Below are 24988 nucleotides of genomic sequence, written 5' to 3' on the forward strand. Positions count from 1 at the left end.
TACGCGACTGATTGAAGGTTATTTCTTCTCAAACGCCGCCTTCCCGCTATCCAGAAACGCGGCGAACTTCGCGGGATCGAGGTCGTAGTTTTTAGGCTGCACCAGCAGATTTCCCTCGTGATCGACGAGGCAGTAATGTGGCTGCGCGTTGTTGTTATACTTCACAATTTGCAGGTCTGCATTCTGGGCGCCGATGGTTTTCTTTACTTTATTGTCGTATTTGGAAGTGTACCATTGCGCCTCGGGAAGCTCGGTTTTGTCGTCGACATAGAGGGCGACGATCACGTAATCGTTGTTCAGGCGCTGCAATACGGCCGGATCAACCCATACGCGTGCTTCCATTTCGCGGCAGTTTACGCAGCCGTGGCCGGTAAAGTCGATGAAAACGGGTTTGTTGACCTTTTTCGCGTAAGCCAATGCTTCCTGGTAATCGAAGAAGCCTTCGAGTTCATGAGGCAAATGGAAAAGGTCGGCGTATTTGCGGGTTTCTGCGGAAATCGCGGATGGGGCCGCTGCGGCGGTTCTTTTGTTCAAATCAAAATCCAATGTCGATTGCGGCGGCAGGTAGCCGGCCAATGCTTTGAGCGGCGCGCCCCACATCCCGGGGAGCATGTACACGACGAAGGTGAATGTGATAATGGAAAGCAGCAGGCGGGGAACGCTCACTTTTTCAATCGGCGAATCGTGTGGCGTGCGGATTTTACCTAATAAATAAAAACCGAGCAATGCGAAAATGACGATCCAGAAGGCGAGGTACACTTCGCGGTCGAGCAAATGCCAGTGGTATACCTGATCGGCAATGCTGAAAAACTTCAATGCCAAAGCCAGTTCAAGGAAACCCAATACCACTTTCACGGTATTCAACCAGCCGCCTGATTTCGGCAGCGATTTTAGCCATTGCGGAAATAATGCGAATGAGGTGAATGGTATTGCGAAAGCCGCCGAGAATGCGGCCATACCTACTATCGGTTTCACCACTTCTCCACCCGCGGAGGCTACGAGCAAGCTGCCGACGATCGGCCCGGTGCAGGAGAATGAAACCAGTACCAATGTGAATGCCATGAAGAAAACCCCGGCATAACCGCCCTGATCGGCTTTCTGGTCCATTTTATTGACAAAACCGCTCGGTAGTACAATTTCGAAAAGGCCGAGAAACGATAAACCAAATGTGATGAAAATGGCGAAAAAGAGCAGGTTAGGCAGCCAGTGCGTGCTGAGGAAGTTGGCAAATGCCGGCCCGTTCAGCCGCGACACGACGGTACCTATTAATGTATAGATCAGAATAATTGAAATACCATATACAAACGCCTTCAATTTGCCCTTCTCCTGGTTCGTGAAAAAGCTCACGGTCATCGGAATGATCGGGAAAACGCACGGGGTAAGCAATGCGACGAGACCGGAAAGGAATGCGGCCAATGCGAAACCTAACAATGAACCACCCGAGTTAGGATCGTCGGAAGCGGGTTTTTGTGCCGTTTCGATGGTGGTAGCGCTATTGGTATCGGCGGGAATGTCGGATGCGGAAACGGCTACGGCGGTGTCTGTTGCATTTGTAGGAGCGGTTGGCGCTGTCTTTGGGGCCACTGCCGACTTATCGTCCGGTTTGGCAGCGCCTACGGTGGGTTGTTCAGTAGCGGAGGTGGCTGCGGAGGCTACTTTTAATCCTTTGAATTCAAAATCTTCCCCGCCCGGAATGCACAGGCCGCTGACGTGGCTGCAAGTCTGGTATTCGGAAGTCCCTTTGATAACCGGATTGTCGGCCAGAATTTTGACAGTTTGTTTAAAAACACCCTTCCCTTCAAAATAACGCACATTTCCCTGCCATACTTCCTCGAATTTCGTCTTCGGATTCTGCGGTTTCAGTTTGCCGACGGTTTCGAAAGTTTTGTTCTTCTCAAATGTAAATGTGGTCAGCATCGGGCCCAGGTCCGGGTCGAAGTCGGAGGAATACATGTACCAGTCCTTGTCGATGGTTGCGGTAAAAACCAGGTCTACGGTCTCGCCTTTTTTGACTTCCGGTTTGGAAAAAGAGTAAGTCCAGTGCGCCTTGGCTTTCTGGACCTGCGCCTGCGCGAAGCCGGCTACAAAAAGGCAAATACTGAGAATGAATATAATACCGCGTTTCATATCGATGATTTGGGGAAATGGCTTTGCCGGGCTGTAACTATGATGCCAGCCCGGCGAACGTCGCCCGGCGAACAATCTACAATTTTGATAGAGCTTTCTTATCGAACGTAATTTTCACAAAAAAATTCATCAATTGAAATTCCCTTTACACCGATTCGCGTTTCTGCTACCTTTGTCGCCTCAAATCCAGTTCAGTTAACAGTTATTAACATGTCCCAGACCTTATACGTAGTCAAGATCGGCGGTAATGTGATCGACAATCCCGAAGCCTGCGCCCGTTTCCTGAAAGCATTCGCACAGCTCGACGCCCCCCAAATCCTCGTTCACGGAGGCGGAAAGGTAGCCACGCAGGTAGCCGCGAAATTGCAGATCGAAACGCAGATGGTCGACGGCCGCCGCATTACCGATAAGCCAATGCTGGACGTGGTAACGATGGTCTACGGAGGGCTCGTTAATAAAAATCTGGTAGCCCAACTCCAAGCCGAAGGATGTAATGCCATTGGCCTCACGGGTGCCGACGGCGGCATTATCCGCTCCGTGAAACGCCCCGTGAAAACGATCGACTACGGATTTGTCGGCGATATCGAAGCTGTAAACGGCGAACAAATCAATGCGATCCTTTCCAGCGGCCTCACGCCGATCATCGCCCCATTGACTTACAGCGCGGAAGGCCTGCTGCTCAATACCAATGCGGATACCATGGCCTCTGCCACCGCCGTAGCGATGTCGGAAGCATTTGAAGTAAACCTTATTTATTGTTTCGAGAAAAAAGGCGTGCTCTCCGATCCGGACGACGATGACGCGGTAATCGCTAAACTGATACCCGCTACTTACGAAGAATACAAAACAACCGGCGCCATTAACAAGGGAATGATTCCAAAACTGGATAATGCATTCGCCGCATTAAACTCCGGGGTTACGCAGGTAACGATCTGCCATGCCGATGAGCTGGCGAATGCGGTTTCGGGCGGAGCGGGGACGGCGATTGTGTTGTAAATACAACTTATTGTATTGATAGTTATCTAATTAAATAGATATCTGTAAATTTAGGAATTCAATTCCTAAATTTACAGAATGATAGAAAGGAAGCTTGCGACGAAGGTCGATGAAATGCTGGAAAAATACCCGATCGTCAGCCTGACCGGCCCACGACAATCGGGGAAGACGACATTGGCTAGGATGGTCAGGCCGGATTATCAGTATGTAAACCTGGAAAACCTAAGTACGCGCGCATTTGCGCAGGAGGACCCGGTAGGGTTTTTGGAAACTTATCAGAACGGGGTGATCATTGATGAAGTCCAGTATGTGCCGGAACTGTTTTCCTACCTTCAAGTTTTCACAGACGATCGTAAGCGGAAAGGCGAGTACATATTAACGGGGTCCCAGAACTTTCTCATGATGGAGCAGATAACCCAGTCTCTGGCCGGCAGGGTTGCTATTTTCTACCTGTTGCCTTTCTCGCTGCAAGAACTTGGAACTTCGACCTATAAGCCGCAAAGCTGGGAGGAATACATTATTTCGGGTTCATATCCCCGAAAATTGACGGAAGACATCGATTCCACCACTTTTTACGATAATTATCTCAGAACCTATATCGAAAGAGACGTTCGCCAATTGAAAAACATCCTGAATCTGGGTTTGTTTCAGCGCTTCGTTCAGTTGCTGGCCGGGCGGATCGGGCAGCTTTTCAATCAACAAAGCCTTGGTACCGAGCTCGGTATTGATAATAAGACGATAAACGCGTGGCTGTCGGTACTCGAAACCTCCTTTATCGCATTCAGGCTGCAACCGTATCACCAGAATTTCAGTAAACGGATCGTCAGCACGCCGAAGGTTTATTTCTACGACCTGGGCCTGGCGTCGCATTTGCTTGGCATCACCAGTGTGCAGGAGTTGAATGTGCATTTTGCGAAAGGTGCGCTATTCGAGAATCTGGTTATTAATGAGATTCAAAAGAACATCTTGAATACCGGTCGGCAACCGAAACTCTACTTTTGGCGGGACTATTCGCAGCATGAAGTGGATTTGATCATTCAGGAAGGAATGAGCACCAAGGCAGTCGAAATTAAGTCTGGGAAAACAATTCAGAATGACTTTTTCAGCGGGCTGACCTATTTTCAGAAAATGGCAAATGAAGTCAGCCTGCATTTAATATACGGAGGTACTGAATATCAGTCTAGAAGCATTGGAACTGTGTATTCAATTGGTGACTTAGACAAGCTTTAACCCAATTTTATGACCTAATTATTAAATTTTCTTAAAATTAAATTTAAAGTTCTTAAATTGCATGAGTTAAACCCACTCATTACCATGCTGTTTCGAAAAGGCCTAGTTCTGGTTTTTTTGCTTTTGTGTGATTGGTGTGCAGGCCAGGCTCCCGAGTTTTATAAGGATGTACAACCGATTATTCATGCCAATTGCGTTCCGTGCCACCGTGCGGGCGAGGCAGCTCCGTTCCCGCTGGTGACGTTCGAGGACGTTACCAAACGCTCCAAATTCATCAAACAGGTCGTCAGCTCACGGTACATGCCACCTTGGAAGGCCGATAACCATTACAATTCCTTTGCGAACGACCGCTCATTGAGCGAAAAAGATATCAAAGCAATCGTCGAATGGATCGACGCCGGTACGCCCAAAGGCAAGGCCAATGCGAAAGCCGAGCAGGAGTTACAGGCCCGTCTCGATGCCGGAACCGCTTATAAACGCAAACCTGACCTCAAACTGAGCATGAAAGAGGCGTTCACGCTGAAAGGCGACGCCAAAGAGCGCTTCGTCATGTTCAAGATCCCGTTTGAAATGGCGCAGGAGGCCAATGTGGAGGCCATTGAATTTACTTCGAATAACAAAAAGCTTATCCATCACGCCAATTTTGCGATCCACCCGGTGCCCGACGCCTCGGTGGACCTGCATAATACCGTGAATGTCGTGGACCTGAGCGGAGCGGAAGGTGACAAGTATTATGAATGGGTCAAGTATAAAAAAGAAATGACCTATTACGGCGGCTGGATTCCCGGCACGACGGTGGAAGCTTATCCCGAAGATATGGGCTGGATAATGCCCAAACGGGGCGTGGTGCTGCTTACGGTGCATTTCGGCCCGAGCTCCTTGGATGCCGAAAGCATTGATGGGTTGAATGTTTTCTTCAAAAAAACACCCATTAAACGCAAAGTAAAGGTGATCAGCCTCGGGTCGGGCGGAATCGGGGAGAAGGAGATTACCCCGCCGCTGATGATCTTCGCCAACGAGGTGAACAGTTTTAAACTGCGCATTGCGAACAACCAGCCCGACATTTCGCTCCTGTACGCGTGGCCGCATATGCATTACCTGGGCAAGGAGTTCAAGGCGTATGCGACGCAGGCTGCGGGCGATACGATCCCCCTCGTGCATGTGCCTGCGTGGGATTTCCGCTGGCAGGAAATTTACAAATACAAAAAGCCGGTATTGCTGCCCAAAGGGGCCGTGGTGACGGTGGAAGCAACTTACGATAATACGGCAAGTAACCCCGCAAACCCGCATAATCCGCCGCAGCTGGTGCTGTCGACGGGTAACATGCGGAGCGATCAGGAGATGATGACGCTCATCCTGATGTACGTCGACCGGGAGCCCGGTGACGACGCGCTGGTTTTCAAGTGGAATTGATTCTTACTGGTTCATAAACGGTATTGCATGGGTAAACACTATTATCTGTTGTTTTTGCTGCCATTTCCCGTTTTCTCCCAACCTGTTTTCAGGAAGTTGCCCCCGAAAGAAACCGGGGTGAATTTCACGAACCGGATCGAAGAGAACGATTCGCTGCACATTTTCCGGTATGAATATCTCTACAACGGAAACGGGATCGGTGTGGGCGATTTCAATGCGGACGGCAAGCCCGATCTGTTTATTTCCGGTAATACGGTTCCCAACAAGCTGTTCCTGAACCGGTCGACGGAAAGTAGCATTGCATTTGAGGACGTAACCCGCAAAGCAAAGCTCGAAGGCAATGGCAAATGGGCCACGGGCGTGAGCGTAGCGGATGTGAATGGCGATGGGTTGCCCGATATCTATGTTTGTCATTCAGGATTTTACCGAAAACTGGCTGATAAGAATAATGAGCTGTTCATCAACCAGGGAGTGAAAGGCGGCGTGCCGGTTTTCAAGGAGGTTGCCGTGGAAGCGGGGCTTAATGCGATTGGCTCGCAGTCCACGCAGGCCGCTTTTTTCGACTATGACAAAGACGGCGACCTGGACATGTTTTTGCTCAATCATTCCAATCATACGGTCAATCCATTCCTGAATACCAGGGAAATGCGGGCGACGCCGAACCCGTATTTCGGCAACCGGCTGTTTGAAAACGTAAGCGAAAAAGGGAAGCTGAAATTCAAAGATGTGACGCAGAAAGCGGGCATTATCAACAATGCGCTGAACTTCGGGTTGAGCGTCGTGGTGGCGGATATCAACCAGGATGGCTGGCCGGATCTTTACACGACGAGCGATTACACCGAGGTGGATTGCTATTATGTCAATAACCGCAATGGCACATTCACGGAGTCGTTGCGTAAGTCGTTCACGCATGTTTCGAAGTTCTCGATGGGTGCCGACGTGGCCGATTTCAACAACGACGGCCTGCCCGATGTGCTGACGCTCGATATGCTGCCCGAGGATAACCATCGCCAGAAGCTGCTCAAAGGTCCGGATATGTACGACCAGTACCATTTGCTGCTCGACAGCGGCTATTACCACCAGAATATGCGTAATATGCTGCATTTGAACCGTGGGCTCGATGAGGCGGGGAATACCCGTTTCAGCGAAATAGGCCAGCTGGCGGGCATCAGCAATACCGATTGGAGCTGGGCGGGGCTCATGGCCGACCTCGACAACGACGGCTGGAAGGATTTGCTCATTACCAACGGCTACCTGCGGGATTTTACCAATATGGATTTCCTGAAATACACCGTCGCCGACGAGCAGATGAAGGAAGCGGGAAAGGGTAATTTGAATTTCAAAACCTATGACCTGGTGCAGAAAATGCCTTCTAACAAGCTCCGAAACTACATTTTCAGGAACAATGGAAGGCCGGAAGGTTTTGGTTTTGAAGACGTTTCCGAAAAATGGGGCATGAATGAACTGGCGGTTTCCAATGCAGCCGCCTACGCCGATTTTGACGGCGACGGCGACCTGGATATCGTCATTTCGCACATTAATGAGCCGGTTTCTATTTATCAGAATCAAATCAATAAAAAGGGCCTGACGCTGCGTTTGCAGGGCTTGAATGCCAATTCGCACGCATTCGGCGCGACGGCGCGGGTGTATGTGGGAGGAGTTATGCAATATGCCGAGCTCTACCCCGTGCGAGGGTACCAGTCGACGGTCACTACCGACCTGCATTTCGGGTTGGCTAATGCCGGAAAGGCGGACTCGGTTAGGGTTTCGTGGCCTTCGGGAAAAATTACTTTCCTCGTCAATCAGCCGGCCGGGTTGGTAACATTGAAAGAGGCGGAAGCTGTTGATTCAAAGCAAAATACGAATGCTCCTGCACCGTTGTTTCGCAATGTGGCTGCACAAGCAGCGGGGATTGATTTTGTGCATCAGGAAAATGATTTTGTGGATTTCAAAGTGGAGGTTTTGCTGCCTTACCAGCTTTCCCGGCTCGGGCCTGCATTAGCCAAAGGTGATGTAAATGGCGATGGGCTGGACGATGTGTTTCTCGGCGGCGCTTCGCACCAGTTTGGCGTGCTTTACATTCAAAAACAGGACGGAACCTTCGAAGGCGCCGCGGCCCAGCCCTGGCGGCAGAATGTGAATTGCGAGGAGGTAAATGCATTGTTTTTTGATGCGGACGGCGACGGTGACCTTGATCTCTATGTAGTTAGCGGAGGAAATGAGTTTGAAGAGAATGCACCCGAGTACCGCGATCACCTGTATCTGAACGACGGAAAAGGCACTTTCCGCGAAGAGGTACTGGCATTGCCATCGATGCGTAACCCCAAACAATGCATTACCGCCGCGGATGTGGACGGTGACGGCGATCCGGATCTTTTTGTAGGCGGCCGGGCGGTACCGGGGTCGTTTCCGATGCCGGCGAGGAGTTATCTGCTGAGGAATGATACGCAGGGCGGCAATGTGAAATTTACGGATACTACCCCGGCAGTGCCTTCCCTGCTCAATCCTGGCATGGTTACCGCCGCCATTTTCACGGATTTGAATGCCGACCAAAAGCCTGACCTGACGCTCGCAGGCGATTGGATGCCGGTCATGACTTTTAAAAACACAGGTACCACATTTGAAAATCAGCCTGTTGAAGCATTGAAAAACTCCGATGGAATGTGGGCAGCCATCGAAGCCGCTGACCTCGACGGCGACGGCGACCTGGATTTTATACTCGGTAATGGAGGTTTAAACAGTCAATACAAACCAACACCCGAGAAGCCGGTGACGATCTATTACGACGATTTCGACAAAAACGGCGTGATCGACCCGATTTGCACTTACTATATCGGCGAGAAAAGCTACCCCATGTTCTCCCGCGACGAAATGCTCGACCAGATAACCGCCCTCAAAAGAAAGTATACCAATTACGCGGGTTACGCAGATGCTACGGTTGAAGATGTTTTTGGTAAAGAGGCCGTTGACAAAAGCAGAAAAGTCCATTGCAAAGAACTGAGCAGCATAGTATTGGAAAATCTGGGCAACTTCGGTTTCAAACGACACCCGCTTCCGGAAGCCGTACAGTTTTCACGGACGAGCAGCATTATCGCACACGATTTGAATGGCGATAATAAAACGGATCTGGTCCTGGCCGGTAATTTTTCGCCTTACCGCGTTCAGCTCGGGCCTTGCGACGCGTCTGTTGGAACGGTATTGAAGCAGGTGGCGCCGTTTCGTTTCGAGGTGCTTTCACCTTCGGAAAGCGGCTTATGGGCAGGCGGCGATATTCGCTCTGCGGTTTTGTTAAATAAAAAGCGTATATTATATACCGTTAATAACAATCAGCCCGTGTTGGTGGAATGGAAAAAGTGATGCGAAATAGGGCCGTCAAATGCTTCGTGTACGTAATGTGCGTGCTCGCGGGCGTGGTGCATGCGCAACCGGGTACCGCGCTGCTGCACCGCGCCGAGCAGAACCTCACGCGCGTGATCGTGCATGATATATTCTCGCCTCCGGTAGCAAGCAGGATCTATTTATATGCGAATGCCGCGGCTTACGAAACACTCGTTCTCGGCCATGAAGGTTATAAAAGCCTGCATGGCCAGGCCAACGAATTCCCCAGGATCGAAGCGCCCCACGCGCCGGGAATGGCCGCATCGAATGGCGTGAATTATGAACTGGCCGCATTATACGCGTTTTTTCGGACCGGCGGTCGGCTCGTCTTTTCGGAACCGATGCTCAAAGACAGCGCCGAAAGCATTCTGGCAAGCGTAGGCGAGCCCGACGAGGCTGTTTTTCAAAATTCCCTGCGGCTTGGCGAAATGGTAAGCGACAGCATTCTGTCGTGGTCGGCACGCGACAACTACGCCGCCACCCGGAAAAAGCGCCGGTACGCATATAGTAAGGAAAAAGGCAAATGGACGCCGACGCCTCCGGGCTACATCGATGCCGTGGAGCCCTATTGGAGCCATATCCGCCCGGTTTCGCTCGATTCGGCGGCGCAATTCAAGCCGCTGCCGCCACCGGCATTCGATACGGCGCCTGCGAGTATTTTTATGAAAGAGGTAAAAGAGGTTTATGACAAAACCCGCAGTCTTAGTCAAGAGGAAATACTGATCGCGAGTTTCTGGGATTGCAACCCATTTTACCTCAACACACAGGGACATTTGAACTTCGCGACGAAGAAGCTTTCGCCCGGCGGCCATTGGGTATCGATTGCCGGACAAGCCACGGAGAGCGCCGGTAAAAGCTGGATTGAATCGTCGGCCGTGTACCTGCTTACTTCCATTGCATTGTTCGACGGCTTTATCAGTTGCTGGGACGAAAAGTACCGCAGCCAGTTCATCAGACCTGAAACGGTGATCAATGCCTATATGGATGAAAAGTGGCGCCCTTTGCTGCAAACGCCGCCTTTTCCCGAATACACCAGCGGGCATAGCGTGATCTCGACAGCTGCCGCTGAGGTGTTGGAAGCGCAATTAGGAAAGGGATTTGCATTTGATGATAATACGGAAACGCCGTACGGGCTGCCGGTGAGGCATTTTGCTTCATTTTCGGCAGCGGCAGAGGAGGCGGGAATCAGTCGGCTTTACGGCGGGATACACTACCGATCGGCCATTGTAAACGGCCAGACGCAGGGTAGAGGCGTTGGGTTACAGGTCATTCAGAAAATACGGTTAAAAGAGTCAATCGGCAAATAGTCTATCACAATTGTATGTTAATTATTAATATTTTTTAATAAATGTTATATTTTTGTTAATAAAAATATTTATTTTTGACATTACAATGCTTTTGATGTGCAAAGTGGGAGCCAGCGTAAGTTGGTTGCCGGTCTTCGGATCAGAGTATGTAACTCAGTTAACTTAAACCACCTAAAAATTCAATTTACCAAGTTTACCATGAGACAAAAGTGTACTGCTTTAACACGTCTGGTAACATTGCTCCTCCTCCTCACTGGAAGTACCTGGAGTTTTGCCCAAGACAGAAAGACCGTCAACGGGACGGTGCTTGACAAGGATCAGAATCCTTTGCCCGGCGTTTCCTACCTCATTAAAGGAAGCAACACGGGCGGCGCTACAGACGCCAACGGAAAGTTCAGCATTGCTGTGCCTTCCAGTTCAGCTGTGCTTGTTTTTTCATCCATTGGATTTGTAACAAAAGAAGTACCGGTGGGTAACGCCACCCAATTGACCGTCAACCTCGACGAAGACAACAAAACGCTTAATGAAGTAGTCATCACGGGTTTCGGTATGTCAACCGAAGTCCGCAAACTTGCCTATTCCATCCAGGAAGTAAAAGGTGCCGACATTTCCCGTGCCAACAATGCCAACATGGTCAACGCGCTGCAAGGTAAAGTGGCGGGTGTGATGATCAACCAGGGAACCGGTGGTCCGATGGCTTCATCGCGTATCCGTATTCGTGGTAATGCATCGTTGAGCCCTAACACGCAACCACTTTTCGTCGTGGACGGTGTTTTGATTCGCCCGAACACATCCGGTGCCGACTCTTGGGGTGCTGCACAGGATTTTGGTAACATCATGAAGAACATCAACCCGGACAACATCGAGTCGATGACCGTGTTGAAAGGTTCAGCTGCGAGTTCGTTGTATGGTTCCGAGGCTTTGAACGGTGTGGTGGTCGTTCAAACCAAAAAGGGACGTGTGGATAAAGGCCTGGGTGTGACTTATACCCATACTTCTACATTCGAGAATGCTTATAAATTCCTCGATCTGCAGAACGACTACGGTGCAGGTTTGAGCCCTACATTTGCCAACGGTGCCGACGGTGTGCCTGAGGTGGATCGTCCTAACTTCCCATTCTCGTACGGTCCTAAATTCGAAGGACAGCAGGTACGTGATCTGGATGGCCGTATGGTAACCTGGAAAGCAAACGATCCATTGAGTTTCTTCCAGACTGGAAAGTACATCAACCACAACCTAGCAGTTGAAGGTGGTAACGACCGCAGCTCATTCCGTGCGTCTTTCTCTTCTTTGAAAAACACGTCTATCATGGCTGCCGGTACCGAGTTGAAGAGAAACAACTTCAACATTCGCGGTACTCAGAAAATCGGTAAAATACTGAACCTCGATGTGAGCGCGGATTATACCGACAACGACATGGTGAACCCGATCCGTCAGGGCGGTAACTACAACCCTGTATTCCGTTTCGTTTACAACCGTCCACGCAGCATGGATATCGAGTATTGGTCTAAAAACTATATCGATCCGGTTGCAGGCGGACGTCGTCGCGGTACTGCCGACCCGTACAACATTACGGAGTTCATGTTCCAGACATTTGAATACAAGCAGGTCAGAAACGAGAAAGTATTCCGTGGAAACATTGACCTGACAGGTAACATTACCGACTGGTTGAGCTTCCTCGTACGTGGTAACGTGCAAAACGAGCTTTACACAGGAAATAATAAAGACAGAGGTGACAACGTACGTTTCTCTGGTGGTGAATACCGCGAATATTCAGAGAATCAGACACAAACGCGTTTCCAGGGTCTCTTGACTGCCAACAAGCAATTGGGTACTGATTTCAACCTGAGCTTGTCTGCGGGTGGTGAAACGAACCGTTTGATCGGTGGACGCCGGTTTAATGTAAAAACAAACGGCGGTCTTCGCGTTCCTGATAACTTCTCATTGGCGAACAGTATCAACCCGTTGTTGTTTGAAAGAAACGAACTGTTGCCATCCAAACGCATCGACGCTTTGTATGCTTACGGTGATTTGACTTTCAAGGATGCGATCACTTTGAGCGCGAGCTATCGTACCGACTGGTCGTCGACATTGACTTACGCTAACGGAAGCGGAGATTATATTTACTCTTATCCATCGGTAGGTTTGTCCTGGATCGCGACTGAATCGTTGAAAAACCTTCCTACCTGGTTGTCATTCGGTAAAGTTCGTGCGAGCTTGGGTTACACAGGTGGAGACACGGATCCGTGGTCTACTAACCAAACCGGTTCTTACGAGCCAAAACCTGCTTATACGCTACCTAACGGGTCAAGTACTGTAAACTGGTCTGGTTTCCGGGATAACACATTGCCGAACTATGCATTGAAAAACCGTTTGGCGCGAGAAGTCGAATTCGGTGCTGACATCCGTTTCTTCAACAACCGTTTGGGAATCGATGCGACGGTTTATAACAAGATTACCAAAAACGAAATCCTCAGCCTTAACACGACTCCTGAGTCGGGTGTAAGCAAGAGAATCGTTAATGCCGGTAGAATTCAGAACAAAGGGGTGGAAATCCTCATCACCGCGACGCCGATCAAGAAAAATGATTTTGAATGGAATACCAGCGTGAACTTCTCCCGTAACCGTAACAAAGTGCTTGAACTGGTTGAAGGAACAGATACTTACGAACTTTCACTTGGATTTGGTGCGGATATTAAATCTGTGGCGCGTGTAGGCAAAGATTACGGAACGCTTATTACGCCTTATGGCTTCGCGCTTTACAAGTCGGATAACCCGAGCGATCCTGCCAATGGCAAGCGTGTAATCGGAAGTATCTCCGGTGAAGGTGGTGTCGGTTATGTTCGCAATGGTTCATACGGAGACAAGGCCGAGAAGGAGCTTGGAACGGTAATGGAGAAATTCCTGGCGAGCAATGTCAACTCTTTCCGTTACAAAAACTTCACAGCGACTGTTCAGGCTGATGCTAAAATCGGCGGTCTGATGTCGTCGGCGACGCACCAGTACGGTTCTTCGACAGGTGCATTCAAATTCACATTGCCAGGTCGTAACACGGAATTGGGTGGTGTAACTTATACCGATGCGGACGGCGTTGTGAAAAACGACGGTATCATTCCTGACGGTGTGCTTGCACAAGGCTTCCAGGTAGTAGTGGACGGCCAGCCTAAGGATCTGGGTGGAATGAGCTATGCCGATGCGGTAACAGCCGGTTATGTGAAACCAATCCCCGCTTATGCTTACTATCTGAACCTGACCCAATGGTCATCAGGTATCCGCGAGTACTCGACTTTCGAAAACTCATGGGTTGCATTGCGTGAAGTTTCGATCGGTTATAACGTACCTGCTTCATTGCTGGGCAAAGCGAAAATCCAGAGCCTTCGTATTAGCCTGGTTGGACGTAACCTGGGTTACCTGTACAAAACTGCGAAAGACGGTATCAACCCCGAAGGTTTGTACAGCAACAAAGCGGGCGAGTTCATGGAATACGGCGGTCTGCCATTCTCACGTAACCTCGGTGTTTCAGTTAGCGTAGGATTGTAATCAGTTTCATTACAGCCCAAATTTTAATAACAGCATTATTTATGAAATCTTTCAAGAGTAAACTCATATTGATGGCGGCCGTAGGATTTCTGAGCTCCTGCGAGAAACAAGCCTTTGTTGATATCAACAAAAACCCGGACGCTCTTACCGAGATCCCACCTCAGAACCAGTTCCTGCAAGCAACCGATGGTATCCACCGTCAGGATTTCGAGGCATTCTACGACCTTTACCGTCGTATCATGCCCTGGATGCAGTACAATACGCCTACAAACGGTAACCAGGGCTCATTTACCCTGAATTACGATAACTTCGCAAACCGTTACGGACGTTTGTACAACGGGGTAGGCGACCGCCTTTACGACCTGGAACAACTGGTAGGCAAATTGAGCGCCGAAGAGCAGCCTCGCTACAACCAGATGATCCAGATCGCACGGATCCTGAAAGCTTACTATGCATTCTATGTTTCCGATATTTACGGAAGCATTCCTTACACAGAGGCTTTCCAGGGACGTTACGGCGGTACATTGCAGCCTAAATACGATACCCAGCAGGAATTGTTCGCCAAGCTTGACGGTGAAATCAAAGCTGCGGTTGCAGTATTGAAGCAATCACCTACCGTGCCGCAATACTCGCTGGTAGAATTCGACCAATACTACAACGGAGATCCTGCGAAATGGGTGAAGGCTGCCAATGCATTGAGACTTCGCATGGCGATGCGCGTGCAAAAGGCTGACGCCGCTGCGGGTAACGCGATTATCAACGAAGTATTGGCAATGCCGGCTACCGACCTGATGAGCAGTAATAAGGACGGCTGGGTGTTTATCGGTAACGCCACATTCACCGGCGATGCCGCAGGTGGAAACTGGGCGACCGACGAACTCCGCGCGCCAAAGCCGATGGTTGACTTTATGTGGGATAAGAAAGATCCGCGGATCGATGCGTTCTTCGCGCCTAACCAATATACCCAGGCAAATATCGACTTGCTGATCGCCGACAAAAAGTTGCCGGCAGGTATCAAAGAAGGACGACGCTATGTCGGCAGTTTCACAAGTCCTGACGTTTCGCGTCAGACTGCGACTATCCAGCGTTATTACACGCCGAAGCTGATCTCCTCTAATAGCACAACTGTGGACACTTTGTCATTCGTTCAGCCCCGCCTTTTCAATGCGGGCCGTTCGGATGCAGCGGGTAACCCAGGTACAGGATTTTCTTACATTCCTGTTATCACTTATGCCGAATTCTGTTTCATGCGTGCGGAGCTTGCGACCAAATCTATGGGAACAGGCACTGCGAAAAGCTGGTACGAAGCAGGTGTTCGTAGCTCACTTGAATTCTACGACGAAGTTGGCCAGGGGGCGAAGCTGACCAACTACACGGCTACCAAGGAAGAAGAAATCATGGCATACCTCGCTCAGCCTGGTATCGCATTCGAAGCGGCGAAAGCAATGGATCAGATTGCAAGCCAGAGCTACCTGAACTTCATGAGACAGCCTCAGGAAGGATGGGCGTTGTGGAAGCGCACAGGTTTGCCAAACGAAAATTCGGTAGTTCCTTTGCCTAAAATGAGCTATCTGAGCGTAACGCTGGTAGTTCCACGTCGTTCGCCGATCACGCTTCCTTCATCTTCGGACCCGAACTTTGCTAACAAGAAAGCAGCTTACGATGCGATGGCGGCACAGCCGGGCTTCGGTGATCTTGCAAGCGCACAAGGCCGCGTATGGTGGGATAAGCAATAATTGTAATATAGATTTAGTTAAATAACGCAAAAGGCAGGCCATTGGCCTGCCTTTTTGTATGATGCCGAATTTCGGATTACTGATTGATCAAACACCCGATCGCCTCCGTCCTGCTCTTAACTACCATTTCGCCATTCAAAACGGCCTCGATAGCATTCCTTAAATACAGCTCCGTAGCTTTCGCCCTGTTTTTTCCCAAAGCATAATACCAGTTATCGATCGCGCCGCGGTAGAGTATTTCGCCATTTGCATTCACTAGAACCGCCTCCGGCATGGTGGTAGCCTGGTACCGTTTTACTTTTTGCAAACCTGCATCCTGATAACCGGGAATGGTCGCTTGGTATTTGAGTAAGAATTGCCTGATGTCTTCGCGGTTGACGGTCGGGACGGGGAATACGGCCTCGAATGCGACGCCTCTTTTTGCATAATCCGAATGAATGCTTTTGATCTCGCGCATGTACGCGTTCGAGACGGGGCATTCGGGATCGAGGAAGAAAATGACTTTGAAACTACCCGGTCCGGCATGGGCGGAGCGATGCGCGCTGGTGGTTGCCGCAAGGGCAAATCCAATGCAGCAGAGCATCCAGACGATGGCGGACCGGGTTTTCATTGTATTACTTTAATAATGCTTCCAAAGCGGTGGTTATCTGCTCGTAACCGAACGCGGCTATTTCATGCTCCATTCGCTGACGGATAGCATCCGTTTGCAAGTTGCCTATGCTTCCTTCGTGGCTGTGCTTCAATTCGCGCGGCGCGGTGTAAGTACCATCGCCTATTTCCGCACCTACCTGCTTGTAGGCATCGCGGAACGGTACGCCGGCGATCACGAGCTCGTTCACACGCTCCACACTGAACAGGAGGTCGTATTTCGGATCGTCGAGCAGGTTTTGTTTTACTCTCACATGTTCCAGCATGAATGCGGCGATGTCGAGGCAGTCGAGGATTTCGTCGAATGCAGGCATCAGGATTTCTTTCAGCAGCTGCATATCGCGGTGGTACCCCGACGGCAGGTTGCTCAGTACCATCGTTACCTCCATCGGCAATGCCTTCATGCGGTTGGTTTTGGCGCGAAGGAGTTCGGCCACGTCCGGGTTCTTTTTGTGCGGCATAATGCTGCTACCGGTCGTGAGGTCGTCGGGTAATACTATGAAGCCGAAATTCTGGCTGTTGTAAAGGCAAACGTCCATGGCGAGTCGTGACACCGTTGCGGCCAAAGATGCTATCGCACTCAATGCGGCTTGTTCCGTACGCCCGCGGCTCATCTGCGCGTATACGACATTATGGTGCATTCCTTCGAAACCGAGCAGCTCGGTCGTCATTTGCCGGTTCAGCGGGAATGAGGAGCCGTATCCTGCACCGGAGCCCAGCGGGTTGCGGTTGGCGAGGCGATAGGCGGCATTCAACTGGATAATATCATCGATCAAGCCCTCGGCATAGGCGCCAAACCACAGTCCGAACGACGACGGCATGGCGATCTGCAAATGCGTGTAGCCGGGCAGCAGGTCGTTTTTATGTTCTTCCGATTTGCGGGTCAGCACATCGAAAAGCTTCTCTGTTGCTTCCACCACTTCAAAAAGCCTCGCCCGGGTGTACAGCTTCATATCCACGAGCACCTGGTCGTTGCGCGAGCGGCCGCTGTGAATTTTCTTGCCGGTATCGCCAAGCTTGCGGGTAAGGAGCAATTCTACCTGCGAATGCACATCCTCGATGCCTTCTTCGATAACGAATTCGCCTTTCTGGATTTGCGCGTAAATGGCTTTGAGCTCGGTTTTCAATGCAGCAAGGTCGTCGGCCGTCAGCAACCCGATGGTTTCGAGCATGGTGGCGTGGGCGATATTGCCCAGCACGTCGAATTCGGCCAGATGCAAATCCATCTCGCGGTCGCGCCCTACCGTAAAGCGTTCTATTTTTTCAGAAGTGACAGTATTTTCCTTTTGCCAGAGTTTCAAAATGCAGGAATGATAAATTTAAAATCTAAAATTTCACTACAAATTTAGCATCATTGGCTCATTTATAACCTTTTTCCGTCGATTGAAGTCGACGTCCATTGATTTTTTGTGTTTTTGTGTGTGACCAAATTTGAGACTTAGCGTATCAATAAGACCGCCAGGGGTTAGTTGTTGGACGCGTTTTAAACTTGTACTGTATGAGTTGGAGTCGGATTTGGATTCATGTTGTTTTTTCAACAAAGTATCGCGCACCTGTGTTGCGCGACGAGATTCGGAGGAAAGTGTTTATGCATATGAAGGAATATGCAATGTCGAAGGGGATCGAGCTGGATATGATTAATGGCTACCTGGACCACGCGCATTGCCTGTTGTGTCTCACCCGCGAGCAGACACTCGGGGATGTAATGAAGATAATCAAGGGAGAATCAGCTTACTGGATCAATAAGAATAAGTTGACGAGAACCAAGTTTGTGTGGCAGGATGATTATTGGGCTGTAAGTGTCAGTGAGGCGCATGTAACGCGTGTCCGTGGCTACATACTCAGGCAGGAAGAGCACCACAAAGGCAAAACCTTTGAAACAGAGATCAACAGATTCATGCTGAAATATGGCTGGACAAATTCAAACAAAAAAACTAATTCCTAGCTATCTCCTATTTCCGTCGACTTAAGTCGACGGCAGAGGAGCATCATCTTGCCGTCGACTTGAGTCGACGGATCACAGGAGAGAGAAGAAATTGAGATTGAGAGGAAAGGAGAAAGAGCAGAGATAAAAAAGATGAACAGAGATAAAAATGAATAAGGAAAAAGAATTTGGTTATCATTCAATCATTCAATCATTCAATCATTCAATCATTCAATCATTCAATCATTCAATCATTCAATCATTCAATCATTCAATCATTCGTCCCGCCACCGATCATTCTTTTAACCGCCACAAACCGCTTACTATAATATGCTGCATTCAACAAATCGTACCGGATGCCGCCTTTCCAGGCTGAATGGATGAATTTGACGTAGCCGGGTGCTACTTCGGTGATGATGCCTACATGGCCGATGCGCTTGCTTTTGGTACTGTGCCCTTTAAAGAAAATCAGGTCGCCGGGTTTGGCATTGTCGAGTTCTACTGCCTCTCCGTGCTCGGCCTGGGCGGCGCTGGAATGCGGGAGCGCAATATCCCATTGGTTGAAACAGTACCGGACAAAACCGGAGCAGTCGAAGCCCTTTTTGGATGAGCCGCCGGAGCGATAGGGAATATGTAAATGCTCAGTAGCGAACGATACGAGCGACTCGATCGGGTTCAATGTGTCTGCGGCGACCTCCCGGGACTTCGGGGCCTGTGCGAAAGAACGGTTGGTAAGCGAACTGACGGCAAACAAAAAGGTTACTACAACAACTGAACGAATCAGAAAAAGCATGAAATCGAAAGTAGGTTCAGGACTTTAAGGGGCCAATATTAACCACTACTTTCATGAAAGTAAAGGTTCGAGCCCCCTTTTTCCGTACTTTTGTGGCGGAATAAGGATAGCTTACTAATTAATACGCTCAGATGAAAACTACCGACCGTTATCTCCAGCGCGGTGTATCGGCTTCAAAGGAAGATGTGCATAAGGCCATCGAAAAGATCGATAAAGGGCTTTTTCCAAAGGCTTTTTGCAAAATAGTACCGGATACCCTCGCAGGCGATCCCGACTACTGCACGATCATGCACGCCGACGGCGCCGGTACCAAAACTTCCCTGGCGTATTTATATTGGAAAGAAACGGGCGATATCTCCGTTTGGAAAGGCATTGCACAGGACGCGATCGTAATGAACACCGACGATCTCCTTTGCGTAGGCGCAACCGGCCCGATGCTCTATTCATCGACGATCGACCGTAACAAAAACCGCATTCCCGGTGAGGTAATCGCCGAGGTGATCAATGGCGCTGAGGAAGTGCTGGACATGCTTCGCAGCTACGGCGTCGAGATTTACAGCACAGGCGGCGAGACGGCCGACGTAGGTGACCTCGTGCGCACGGTGACGGTCAACAGCACGGTAATCGCTCGCATGAAGCGCTCCGAAGTGGTGGATAATGCCAATATCCAGGCAGGCGACGTGATTGTGGGCCTTGCTTCGTACGGACAAGCAACCTACGAAAGCGAATACAACGGCGGCATGGGCAGCAATGGCCTTACTTCGGCAAGACATGATATTTTGGGTAAATACCTTTCCAAATACACCGAAAGCTTCGATCCCGAAGTGAGCGACGATCTCATTTACAGCGGCAACAAAAAATTGACCGACGAAGTAGACGGCGCCCCCTTAAATGTTGGTAAATTAATCCTCTCACCCACACGTACATACGCACCCGTAGCCAAGGCGCTGCTCGACGAAATGCGGCCGCAAATCCATGGCATGGTACATTGTAGCGGCGGAGCTCAGACAAAAATTCTACATTTTGTTGATAACCTTCACATTATCAAAGACAACCTGCTTCCCGTACCGCCATTATTCAGGCTGATCCAGGAAGAAAGCGGCACAAGCTGGCAGGAGATGTACAAAGTATTCAATATGGGGCACAGGCTCGAAATTTACCTGCCCGAAAGCCACGCGGCGCGGGTGGTCGAGATTTCGAAATCATTCGGAATCGATGCACAGGTAATCGGTCGGGTAGAAGCTTCAAACGAGAAAAAACTCACCATCAGCAGCGAATACGGCACATTCTACTATTGACCGACTTTTGTCTGGTACAAAATATTGAGCCTCCGGAAGTTACGTTCCGGAGGCTTTTTCTTTGCCCAAATTTCCCAACACGAATGCGGGCACGAGAATTGTAGTATCATTTCGTAGAAAATAGTAGAAGTAGTGTTATCTATTAACCACGTTAAGTATGAAACATATCAACCACTATCCCATACTGCGGAATTACCTCCTGGTATGTTGCTTTATTCTCGGTGCGTTACGTATCAGCGCACAAATTCCCGATGTACAAATCAACTCGACAGCAGTTATCAGCGGGCTGACGTCCGCGATGCAGCTTGTACATGCAGGAGATAATTCAAACAGGATTTTTATTGTAGAGCGCTCCGGTATCATTACGGCGTTCAACCCGGGGGCCTTAACTACTCCCATCGAATTTCTGAATATGAATAGCGGCGGGCAAGTCGTTGGAACGGCGGGCGAGGGCGGCTTGCTGAGTATCGCTTTCCATCCCGATTTTAATGTCAATGGATTTGTATACACTTACTATACCGATACAAACGGTGACCTTGTGCTCGCAAGGTATACCTCTGCAAATCCGTTGGGCAATGTGGTGCCTGCCAGCACACGGGTCGAGCTCCTGAAAATCCAGCATCCCGTGAATGACAACCACAACGGAGGTGAAATGCATTTCGGTTATGAGGATGGCTACTTATACTTATCCACCGGCGACGGCGGCGCAGGTTACGATCCGAATATCAACGGTCAAAGCACTTCGAGTTTGCTGGGCAAAATCCTGCGGATCGATGTGAACCCGCCATTAGGCTCCGGCCTGCCTTATGTGATACCGCCCAGCAACCCGTTTGGCAATGAAATTTTCATCCGCGGGCTGAGAAATCCGTTCCGTTGGAGTTTCGATCGCGAAAATTATGGCCTGTGGATCGGTGACGTTGGGCAGGATAGCTGGGAGGAGATCAACCATGTTACGGCTGGTAATGCGTCGTCTGCCAACTTTGGATGGCGTTGCTTCGAAGGAAATGGCTACACGCCCGGTATCGCGATCAATGAATGCCCCGATTCGGCGAGCTTTATCAAACCTACCTACACATACAGAACCCGCACGGCAAGGGGAAATTCGGTGATAGGCGGGGTGGTGTATCGTGGAAACGACTGGCCCGTGATGAACGGCTATTATATCGGAATGGACTACGGTTCGGGGGATATTCATAAGATTAATTCGGATGGCTCGGTGAAAGAATACCAGACTTCGACATTCACGGGCGTCAGGGATATTGGGGAGGACGAGGCCGGGGAAATTTATGCGGTGACGGCCACTGCGGTATACCGCATAGAGGCAGAAGACCCGCTGCCGGTTACCCTGGTTGATTTTTCGGGGGCGCCCAGTGCAGAGGGTGTGAGGCTTGCGTGGCAAACGGTGATGGAAAAGGATTTCAAATCGTTCGAGATCCAGCACAGTCGGGATGCCCGACAATTTGAGGCGATAGGCATTATCCAGGGCGCTAATGCACCAACCGGCAATCTGTATTCATTCTCGCACAGTACTTCGGAGAACGGAAACCTCTATTACCGTCTGAAAATGACGGATACCGACGAGAGTTTCAGGTATTCCAAAATCATCACGGTCAGCCGCGGCGGGGAGAGCTCGGGCGACCTGTTTGTCCGGCCTTCGCTGATCAGCAGCAGTGAGATGAACCTGTTCGTGGACGAGCCTTTCCAGACCGTCGAGATCGTCAATGCCGGCGGGAAGATCATACTAACCGAGAAAATAGGCGGCAGGAGCGGGCCTGTCAACATCCCGTTGGGCAATACGGCCTCGGGTATATATGTAGTGCGCATGGCCGGGCACGACCGGGTGGTGCAGCAGAAGGTTTTGGTGTGGAGATAGTGGTTTGAGGCTGTCCAATGCTGAACGGATTTTGTCCGGTTGCGGACAGCCGCATTTTTGAACTTCTTCATTATCAGCGTACAGAGGCCGTTTTTGACGGCCTTTTTTGCTTGGCAGACTATTTTTGAAACACATCTAGAATGTGCTGTTTCAAATGTAAACTGCTTTGAAATATGATCGGAAACTACTTTAAAACCGCTTACCGGAGCCTGCAAAAGAACAGGTTATACTCCTCCATTAACCTGACGGGCCTTACCCTCGGCCTGGGCGTAGCCATTACGCTTTTCTGGATTGTCCGGTTTGAATACAGCTTCGACCGTTTTCATGCCAAAGCCGACCGCATTTACCGCGTCAAATCGACCGACAAGTTTGGTGAGAAGCAGTCGCATGTACACCAGACGACGGTTAAGCTACTTAGAACCCAGTTTCCGGGAGTGGAATCGGCCGCCAATTTCTATGGAATGAACCCCGCGGCGGTACAGGTGGGAACGGCTATTTTCAACCAGAACAATATCTTTTTTACCGAACCAGCCATGCTGGAAATGCTGGATGTCCGCTGGATCGCCGGCAATCCGAAGCAATCGCTCGGCGCCCCGGGGCAGGTGGTGCTGGACGAGCAAACCGCGGAGAAGCTTTTCAAAGGCAATGCGATGGGTAAGCAGCTGCGTTACGATACCCAAACCGAACTTACCGTAACCGGCGTGATCGGCAATCTGCCCGTTAATACCGAATTCCCGATGCAAATGATCATTTCATGGGAGACAATCAAGAAAATACAACCCGATCTGGCGCAAGAAGACAAGCTCAGCGGCGGTGATTCCATGCATCAGGGCTTTGTATTGCTGAAACCCGGCGCATCGACCGCACCGATCGAGGCAGCGCTTACCCGTTTTGCGAAAAGCCGGCCTGAGGAAACAACGGTAACCTCAGTTGAATTGCAGCCTCTTTCGGAAATGCATTTCGACACCAGCAAAGATCCATTCAATTACTCCATGCCAAAGTGGATGCTTTACACGCTCACCAGCATTGGCATATTCCTCATATTTATCGCCTGTATCAATTTCGTGAACCTCGCTACCGTACAAGCTATCCAACGGGGGCGTGAGGTGGCGGTACGCAAAGTGCTGGGCAGCGGCAGAAAACAGCTGATTTTTCAGTTTTTCGGAGAAACGGGTCTGGTAGTGTTGCTGGCAACATTTCTGGGCGCATTGCTCGCAGGCAAGCTGGTTACCTATTCTTCGGAGCTTCTGAATACGCGTATCGACGGCTCCACAGTCTGGAATGCCGGTACATTCCTGTTCCTGGGTGTGCTTGCGATTGCGGTAACGCTCTTTGCCGGGCTGTATCCTGCGCTCATTCTTTCGGGTTTTCAGCCGGTGAGGGCGTTGCAAAACCGTGTGATGTTGCCGGGCAGAGGTATTTCGCTGCGTTCGTCGCTGGTGGTTTTGCAATTTGTGATTGCGCAGGTACTGGTAATATGCACATTGCTGGCGATGAAGCAGATCCGGTATTTTTATGAAAAAGACCTTGGCTTCGATAAAAGCGGCATCGTGACTGTGACTATGCCCGACCGGAGTTCCGTTCTCCGGGAGCGTTTCGGACAGCAGCTGAAACAGCATCCGGAGATTCGTGAAGTCGCATTCGGCCTCACTACCCCGGCCAGCAAGCGTAACCATTGGTGGGGAACGATGAAGCATCCGGGCCTGCCCGACGGCGAGGAAACGTTCCGTCTTCAACATATCGACACCAATTACTTCCACTTCTTCCGCATTCCGTTGCTTGCCGGCCGTATGCTGACAGCCAGCGACACGACGCGCCAAAGCAAAGGCACTCAGTTTGCCGACGTGATGATCAACGAGAAGGCAGCACGTGACCTGGGTTTCAGGAAAGCCGAAAAAGTAATAGGCCAACAACTGGAATTCTGGGGGATGAAATTGAATGTCGTGGGCGTGGTGAAAGACTACCATTCCGAAGATCTCAAAACCAAGCTCATGCCGCATGTGTATGTGTACGCGGGCTGGAATTTTCAACTGGCCAGCATCCGGATCGACAATTCTAAAAAATCCCAAGCCATCGCGCATATCGGCGAGCATTGGAAAGCCATGTTTCCCAACCATTATTACGAGCCCAAATTCCTGGAAGACGACATTAAAAGCTTCTACGATAGCGAACGCAAGCTTTCCAATTTCCTGCAAATATTCGCCGCACTAGGCGTGCTAATCGGTTCGCTGGGGTTGTTTGGCCTGGTTTCCTTTGTAGTGACGCAGCGTACCAAGGAAATTGGCGTTCGGAAAGTGCTCGGTGCTACGGTTTACAGCATTGTGGAGCTAATCTCGCGCGACTTTCTGAAACTGATGCTCATCGCATTCGTCATAGCCGCGCCGATCGCCTGGTATGCAATGCAGTCATTTTTAAGAGATTACATTTATAAAATCGATATTGAACTTTGGGTTTTTGTGCTGGCTGCGGCACTTTCGGTGGGCGTGGCATTGCTTACGATCAGCTTTCAGAGCATTAAGGCTGCACTAATGAATCCGGTAAAAAGCCTGCGGTCGGAATAATTGGCTTTGTCCCGAAAACAGAAACATTCCGGAGGCAATACTTCCGGAATGTCATCATTTATACAACCCTAAAACCCAATTTATGTATAGCAATATTGGATGGTCAAAGAAAATGGATTTAATCCATATTATTGGAAATAATCCTAATCGTTTTGATTGAAAAC

The 24988-nt window shown here is 50.0% G+C and carries 15 protein-coding genes; 11 read left to right on the plus strand and 4 right to left on the minus strand.

Features of this window, described 5'->3' with window-relative positions:
- Positions 1-18: 18 nt before the first annotated feature.
- Positions 19-2127, minus strand: a complete 2109-nt coding sequence (locus tag BLQ88_RS27195) for a protein-disulfide reductase DsbD family protein (RefSeq protein ID WP_090156158.1) — start codon at positions 2125-2127, stop codon at positions 19-21.
- Positions 2128-2337: 210 nt separating this feature from the next.
- On the opposite strand from BLQ88_RS27195, the gene argB reads away from it, so the two are divergent.
- The 7 genes from argB (at position 2338) to BLQ88_RS27230 (ending at position 15727) form a co-directional block, all read left to right on the plus strand.
- Entirely contained in the window at positions 2338-3123 is a 786-nt protein-coding gene (gene argB / locus BLQ88_RS27200; RefSeq protein ID WP_090156159.1) for an acetylglutamate kinase, read from the plus strand.
- A gap of 78 nt (positions 3124-3201) precedes the next feature.
- On the plus strand, positions 3202-4353 hold the full coding sequence (locus tag BLQ88_RS27205) for an ATP-binding protein (protein ID WP_090156160.1): 1152 nt from the start codon (positions 3202-3204) through the stop codon (positions 4351-4353).
- An 84-nt stretch (positions 4354-4437) separates the two neighbouring features.
- Complete coding sequence (locus tag BLQ88_RS27210) at positions 4438-5766, plus strand: c-type cytochrome (protein ID WP_090156161.1); 1329 nt, start codon at positions 4438-4440, stop codon at positions 5764-5766.
- Between the two features lie 27 nt (positions 5767-5793).
- Positions 5794-9123, plus strand: coding sequence for a VCBS repeat-containing protein (locus tag BLQ88_RS27215; protein ID WP_090156162.1), 3330 nt, complete (start codon positions 5794-5796; stop codon positions 9121-9123).
- Entirely contained in the window at positions 9111-10451 is a 1341-nt protein-coding gene (locus BLQ88_RS27220; protein ID WP_090156163.1) for a vanadium-dependent haloperoxidase, read from the plus strand. Before BLQ88_RS27215 ends, BLQ88_RS27220 begins: the two co-directional genes overlap by 13 nt.
- Before the next feature lie 198 nt (positions 10452-10649).
- Positions 10650-13991 carry a SusC/RagA family TonB-linked outer membrane protein gene (locus BLQ88_RS27225; RefSeq protein ID WP_229212887.1) on the plus strand — a complete coding sequence of 1114 codons (3342 nt, stop codon included), beginning with the start codon at positions 10650-10652 and terminating at the stop codon, positions 13989-13991.
- Between the two features lie 41 nt (positions 13992-14032).
- Positions 14033-15727: a SusD/RagB family nutrient-binding outer membrane lipoprotein gene (locus BLQ88_RS27230; protein ID WP_090156165.1), complete on the plus strand. Its 1695-nt coding sequence runs from the start codon at positions 14033-14035 to the stop codon at positions 15725-15727.
- Positions 15728-15803: 76 nt separating this feature from the next.
- Here the strand turns inward: BLQ88_RS27230 and BLQ88_RS27235 are convergent, their stop codons facing one another.
- Together BLQ88_RS27235 and argH are read right to left on the minus strand one after the other, a co-directional pair.
- Positions 15804-16337, minus strand: a complete 534-nt coding sequence (locus BLQ88_RS27235) for a thioredoxin domain-containing protein (RefSeq protein ID WP_090156166.1) — start codon at positions 16335-16337, stop codon at positions 15804-15806.
- A 4-nt stretch (positions 16338-16341) separates the two neighbouring features.
- Positions 16342-17676, minus strand: coding sequence for an argininosuccinate lyase (argH, locus tag BLQ88_RS27240; RefSeq protein WP_090156167.1), 1335 nt, complete (start codon positions 17674-17676; stop codon positions 16342-16344).
- Positions 17677-17873: 197 nt separating this feature from the next.
- Between argH and tnpA the strand changes: the two genes are divergently transcribed.
- A complete protein-coding gene (gene tnpA / locus BLQ88_RS27245) occupies positions 17874-18320 on the plus strand; it encodes an IS200/IS605 family transposase (protein ID WP_090156168.1) in 447 nt (148 codons plus the stop codon).
- Positions 18321-18570: 250 nt separating this feature from the next.
- Here the strand turns inward: tnpA and BLQ88_RS27250 are convergent, their stop codons facing one another.
- Positions 18571-19092 (minus strand): C40 family peptidase, encoded by a 522-nt coding sequence (locus BLQ88_RS27250; RefSeq protein ID WP_090156169.1) that lies wholly within the window; start codon positions 19090-19092, stop codon positions 18571-18573.
- A gap of 131 nt (positions 19093-19223) precedes the next feature.
- On the opposite strand from BLQ88_RS27250, the gene BLQ88_RS27255 reads away from it, so the two are divergent.
- The 3 genes from BLQ88_RS27255 to BLQ88_RS27265 all read left to right on the plus strand — a co-directional run bounded on the left by BLQ88_RS27255 (position 19224) and on the right by BLQ88_RS27265 (position 24824).
- Positions 19224-20390: an AIR synthase-related protein gene (locus tag BLQ88_RS27255; RefSeq protein WP_090156170.1), complete on the plus strand. Its 1167-nt coding sequence runs from the start codon at positions 19224-19226 to the stop codon at positions 20388-20390.
- A 157-nt stretch (positions 20391-20547) separates the two neighbouring features.
- Complete coding sequence (locus tag BLQ88_RS27260; protein ID WP_090156171.1) at positions 20548-22263, plus strand: PQQ-dependent sugar dehydrogenase; 1716 nt, start codon at positions 20548-20550, stop codon at positions 22261-22263.
- A gap of 173 nt (positions 22264-22436) precedes the next feature.
- A complete protein-coding gene (locus tag BLQ88_RS27265) occupies positions 22437-24824 on the plus strand; it encodes an ABC transporter permease (protein ID WP_090156172.1) in 2388 nt (795 codons plus the stop codon).
- Positions 24825-24988: the final 164 nt, after the last annotated feature.

Origin of the sequence: Dyadobacter soli (assembly GCF_900101885.1) — a bacterium.
Taxonomy (GTDB): Bacteria; Bacteroidota; Bacteroidia; order Cytophagales; family Spirosomataceae; genus Dyadobacter; species Dyadobacter soli.